Origin of the sequence: Streptomyces sp. NPDC059142 (assembly GCF_042755665.1) — a bacterium.
In the GTDB taxonomy this organism is placed as follows: Bacteria; Actinomycetota; Actinomycetes; order Streptomycetales; family Streptomycetaceae; genus Streptomyces.
Genome location: NZ_JBHZDA010000027.1, coordinates 58,464 through 60,389 on the forward strand (window position 1 = coordinate 58,464; position 1,926 = coordinate 60,389).

General features: G+C 73.1%; 1 protein-coding gene. It reads right to left on the reverse strand.

Features of this window, described 5'->3' with window-relative positions:
- Nucleotides 1-136: 136 nt before the first annotated feature.
- A complete protein-coding gene (locus ACFXPK_RS13270) occupies nucleotides 137-1,561 on the reverse strand; it encodes a Cys-Gln thioester bond-forming surface protein (protein WP_385074772.1) in 1,425 nt (474 codons plus the stop codon).
- Between the last annotated feature and the right edge of the window lie 365 nt (nucleotides 1,562-1,926).

Genomic DNA, 1,926 nt, shown 5'->3' on the forward strand with positions numbered 1-1,926 from the left:
AACCCCGCCCCTACCGCTACCTCCCCCCGGGGCGGGTTCCGGGGGGCCGGCCGGGCCGGACGGGGGCGGCCCCCGGTCCGTCCGCGGGCGCCGGGGGCCCACCACCTGCGACGGGTCACCCGGTGCCCGTGGCCGCTCACTCTCCGGTGGTGGTGCCGTTCTTCCTGCGGAGGAGGTAGACGGCTCCGCCGCCGACGACCACGAGGGCGATCGCGACGCCCGCGATGACCGGGGTGGCGGCGGAGGAGCCGGTCTCGGCGAGGTCGCCCGTGGCGGTGGTGGCGCCGGTGACACCGGCCGTGCCCATGGTGTCCGCCGAGGAGCCGCCCGCCGAGGCCGGGAGGGGCTGCCCCGAGGCGCTCCGGGTGACGATCTCCGCGTTGCCGGTGGTCACGCAGTCCAGGACGCCGTCGAAGGTCTTCGAGAACCCGCCGGATCCGGTGACGGTGATGGCGTACGTCTCGTCCTCGCCGACCGGGACGACGACCGTGGTGGACCCGCCGGGCGTCACCGAGTGCTCCTGGCCGGCGACCTCGAAGACGAACGGCTCGTCGCCCTCGTTGGCCGCGGTGATGCCGACGCCGCTCCTGGCGCAGTTCTTGCGCGCGGTGACCGCGGGTATCGGGCCCTTGGCGGCCCAGTTGGCGGTCGCCGTCGCGGAGACCGTGGAGTCGCTGGATCCGGCGAGGATCTGGGTCTGGCTCCTGGTCACCCCGGCGAAGGCTCGGCCGACGGGCACCGAGGTGGTGGCCTGGACGCCGAGGGAGGCGGTGCCGTCGGCGGTGTCCTCGGGCACGTCGAAGTACAGCTCGGTGCCGTCGGCGGCGGTGGTGACGGGGGCGCCGCCCTCGTCGGTGATCCGGATACCGCTGGCGGCGGCGTCGGCGGGCGGGGTCACCGTGACCCCGGCGGCGTCCGTGCGTACGGTCACGGGGCCGAGCCGTTCACCGGCGCGGCCGGAGATCACACCGGGCTCCAGGGTGAGCGACGCCTTGGGCTCGACGCTCTCCTGGGCGCTCTTCTCCAGCCAGTCGGCCAGCTTCTCCGCCGCGGGGTCGCTCGCGTCGACGTCGGCGCCGTCCGAGTAGCGCCAGATCGCGACCTGGGTGCCGGCGGCGGCGGTCTTCTCGGTGAGCGGTCCGGTGCCCGCGGTCCCGGCGAGCGCCGCAAGGTCGTCGACCTGGGGGTACGAGTGCTCCAGGATCCAGCGGATCCTGCCCGCGTCCGGGTTGGCGCCGAGCGAGGTCTCGTCCCAGGGGGTCTCCCGGTACTTGGCCTGCTCCTGGGTGGGGTTGTGGATGTCGATGCAGTACGTCTTGAGCTTGCCGCCGCCGTCGACGGTCATCTCGAACAGCCCGGCGGGCAGCCGCTGGTCCTTGCCGTCCACGTGGAGCACGGCCTCGCCGTAGGTCTTCAGCCCGTCGAGGGTCGCGGCGGCACCCCCCTGGTGCTGGGAGCCGTCGTCGGCCATGGCGGTACCGGCACCGGTCAGCGAGGTCAGCGCGACCAGACCCGAAGCGAGAACCGCGGCGGCGAGGCGGGCCGCGCCCCGTCGCCGCACGGATGACCCAGATATCGCAGAAAACACAGAATTCCCCTTCGGGCGAGGGTTCTTTCGCGTGGAACGCGTGGGGGGTTGCCTCGCCTGCAGACTCAAGTGCCTGGTGAGTACTCGCGAATCCTATGGAGGCCGCGATGCGCGGAAGGGCGCCCGGCCACCGGGACAGCCGTTCCGCATCGGAATCGTTATCCAGTGGCCGATACACACATGGAAGGTGACCGAGAGTATCGACAGATCTCCACAATCACCGCTCAGGAAGCGGGAGTCGGTGCGGCGACCGGCGCGCCCACTACCGCGGCCAGCGGGTTCTGGAGCGCCGGGCGCGCCACCACCCGGCGCAGCGAGGGCGAGTACACGAGCGACGG